This is a genomic window from Catenulispora rubra (assembly GCF_015356825.1).
In the GTDB taxonomy this organism is placed as follows: domain Bacteria; phylum Actinomycetota; class Actinomycetes; order Streptomycetales; family Catenulisporaceae; genus Catenulispora; species Catenulispora rubra.
In genome coordinates this window covers 1-2,879 of sequence record NZ_JAACYW010000542.1, presented here as the reverse complement: position 1 = coordinate 2,879, position 2,879 = coordinate 1, and the positions used below count along the sequence as shown (strand labels likewise).

General features: G+C 71.4%; 3 protein-coding genes. 1 reads left to right on the top strand and 2 read right to left on the bottom strand.

The genetic code is table 11. The features are described 5' to 3' along the window. Positions 1-327, top strand: a 327-nt coding sequence (locus GWK61_RS53720) for an LmrA/YxaF family transcription factor (protein WP_438939836.1), incomplete at its 5' end; no start/stop codon positions are given. A gap of 110 nt (positions 328-437) precedes the next feature. Here GWK61_RS53720 and GWK61_RS53715 read toward each other — a convergent pair. After that, a complete protein-coding gene (locus tag GWK61_RS53715; protein ID WP_194922150.1) occupies positions 438-956 on the bottom strand; it encodes a hypothetical protein in 519 nt (172 codons plus the stop codon). 101 nt (positions 957-1,057) lie between these two features. Further along, the gene (locus tag GWK61_RS53710; RefSeq protein WP_194922149.1) at positions 1,058-2,653 is read right to left on the bottom strand and encodes a phytoene desaturase family protein; all 1,596 of its coding nucleotides are present in this window, start codon (positions 2,651-2,653) and stop codon (positions 1,058-1,060) included. Between the last annotated feature and the right edge of the window lie 226 nt (positions 2,654-2,879).

Here is a 2,879-nt window from a genome sequence, read left to right as displayed (position 1 = left end):
GGCATGGTGGCCAGCGGCTACACCCGCGGCTGCGGCATCGCCCCGCTGGTGACCGAGGGCGCCGCCCAGGACTCCGCCGAGGTGGCCGGGGCGACCCGCCGGTCGTTCGCGGAGATGACCGATCGCCTCGCGTTCCACTTCGTGGCGTTCGGCGTCGAGCGGAACGCGGCGCGCACGCTCGCCGACGCGGTGATCGCCGGGGTCGAGGGGGCGATGATCACGGCTCGCGCGCAGGGTAGTCCGGCGCCGTATGACGCGGTGCAGGCTACGCTGACGTGCTACGCGGCCGGCGTCTCGCCCGAGAACGCGGGGCGGCAGGCGGGCTAGGGTCGCTGCGGCCGGACAGGTGCCGACGAAAGGCGTCGGCCCTGCTTGGCAGCAGGACCGACGCCTAGGTCAACTTTTGAGGCTCCTGTGACAGTGTCAGCAGGCTGCTTTCAGCAGGCTGCGCCCCATGATGCTGAAGCGGCGTTGTACCAGATCGACTGCCCGTATCCGGCTCGTCCTGCGCCCTTGTTGAACGTCAGGCCGGGCGATGTCGCCTGCCCGTAGGCGTAGCCGGGCGGAAGGCAGAAGTAGGCGCCGGAGTAGTTCGGGCTGTAAAAGAGGTGGATCCAGTCACAGCCGGCGCAGGGGTAGCCGTAGTTGGCGATCAGGTAGTCCGTGTTCCTGCAGTTGCCGAGGTTGGGGGCGTTGCCCGCCCACTGGCAGCGGCTTCCGTTGTGGCCGTTCCACGCGTAGAAGTTGCCGTCCGCGCACGCGTAGGCCGAACCCCCGCAGGGATTGCTGGCGGCTGCTGTCACCGCAGCCGGTGCCGCTGTGGCCGGTGTCACCGCGGCCGCGGTCACCACGGCTGCTTTGGTCGCCGGCGCGGCCTGCGCCCCCGCAGGCGCGACCGGCAGGAAGCTGAGCAGGGCTAGAAGCACCACTACCAGGCTGATCGTGCGTTTCTTCATTGTGTTCACCATCTCCCGCCCCGTCGGGCATTGGTTTGTCAATACTGAGACCTACTCTTCGTGACGGTTTGTGTCACCCCTGATACAGGGTGAATCAAGGATTATGGCCGGAAATCGCCGCCGACGATGGCGCGCGCGACCGCTCGGCCCGAGCCACCGCTCACCGCCGGTCCCGGCCAGGTCGCGGCGCCGATCATCCACAGGCCGGGCACCGCGGTGCGGTAGCCCCCGCCGTGCGCGGGGATCGGCCGCTGGACGAGCCCCTGCGCCAGCGAGTTCTCTCCGGCGCCGTGATCCCCGGGACCGGCGTTCGGACTGGCTTTGGCCAGGTCGGCAGGGGTGGTGATGTGTCGTTCGAGCACCGTCCCGGTCAAGCCGGGCAGATGCGCCTCGGCCTCGGCGAGCACACGGTCGGCGAAAGCCTCGGCGGTCGACACGGACCAGCCCTGGACGCCGCGCGTCGTCCCGGCGGCATCCCCGATCGGTGACAGCGGCGCGTCCAGCACCTGAATCCGGACGACGGCCTTGCCCTGGGGCGCCCGGGTCGCGTCGACGGCCGTCGGCTCGTGCCAGGAGATCGAGGGATGCTCGGGCAACAGTCCGGCCTCCGCCTGTCGGACGGACACGACCAGCTCGTCCACCCCGCGTCCCAGGTTGAGGGCGCCGCCGGCGTCCAAGCGGGGATCGGCGAAGCGCGGCCTGGCGGAAAGCGCGAGGTTCAGCTGGAAACAACCGCGCTTGTATCGGTATCCCGCCGCCTGCTCCCTGACTCCCTCCGGCACCCCCGCCACGTTACGCAGCAGGCTTCCATACAGCTTGTCGGGGGTGACGGACGCGATGACCGCCTGCCCGGCCGCCACGATCGCGCCGGACCCGGTGCGGACCGCCGTCGCGCGGCCGCCGTCGACCAGGATCTCCTCGACGTTCACATCGCAGAACACTTCGCCGCCCCGCTCGACCACCAGGCCGGTGAGCGCGTCGGCGAGCCGGCCGCTGCCGCCGATCGGCGCCGGGTTGCCGCCGGCCATCATCCCCAGGGCGAACACGGTCCACAGCGCCCCGGCCGGGTCCTCCGGGCCGATGCCCAGGTGCAGCGGCCACGGCGCGGCCAGCAGGCGCAACTCCTCGGTGACGAAGAACCGGCGGACGAGGTCCCGCGCGCTGCCGCTGAGCAGCTGCGTGAACGGCAGCGCGCTGTCCCGTCCGCTCGTCACCAGCCCGGCCAGCGTGGCCTGGGCCGCCGGGGTGTCCAGGCCGTCGCCGAGCAGTTCCATGAGCCCCGGGAAGTACGGCCCGGCCGCGGCGAACAAGCTCGACCAGCCGGCGCTCTCGCCGAGGCGGTCCAGCTCCTCCGCCAGCGCCTGCTGATCGACGGGCAGTACGGCGGCGCGGCCGTCGTGCAGCGACGCGCCGGTGGCCAACGGCGCGGTGACGTAGTCCAGCCCGTGCCGCTTCAGGTCCGCGCCGAGTTCGGCCCACGCCGGGCCGCCGACGAACGCCGGATGGAGCGCCGAGTAGACATCGTGGTGGAAGCCGGGCGCGCCGAGTTCCGCCGTCCGGACCCAGCCGCCGGGCTGGGCCATCTGGTCGAGCAGCACCACGCTGCGTCCGGCTTCGAGCAGATACGCGGCGGCCACCAGCGCGTTGTGGCCGGCGCCGACGAAGACCACGTCGGCGTGCTTGGGAAGGTCGTTCACTCGCCTTGCTCCCTGCGGTCGGCAGTATTCACGCGAGCGAACGTAGGCGGATCCAGCCGCGCTGCGTGCGCCGATGACCGGTCAGTGGTCAGCGTAAGCGCGGGACTGCGGCCGGTCCAACGCACGCGGCGCTGAGCGAGCAGCGCGTGGGGGGCATGGGGGCTTTGGTGGGCGTGTCGGTGTCCGATCACCTCGGTAGGCTGGAGAACTCTGCGGGGTGGACGTG

Bases quoted from the DNA above. Each gene is read 5' to 3' on its own strand.
- GWK61_RS53715 (WP_194922150.1), bottom strand. From the start codon at position 956: ATGAAGAAACGCACGATCAGCCTGGTAGTGGTGCTTCTAGCCCTGCTC.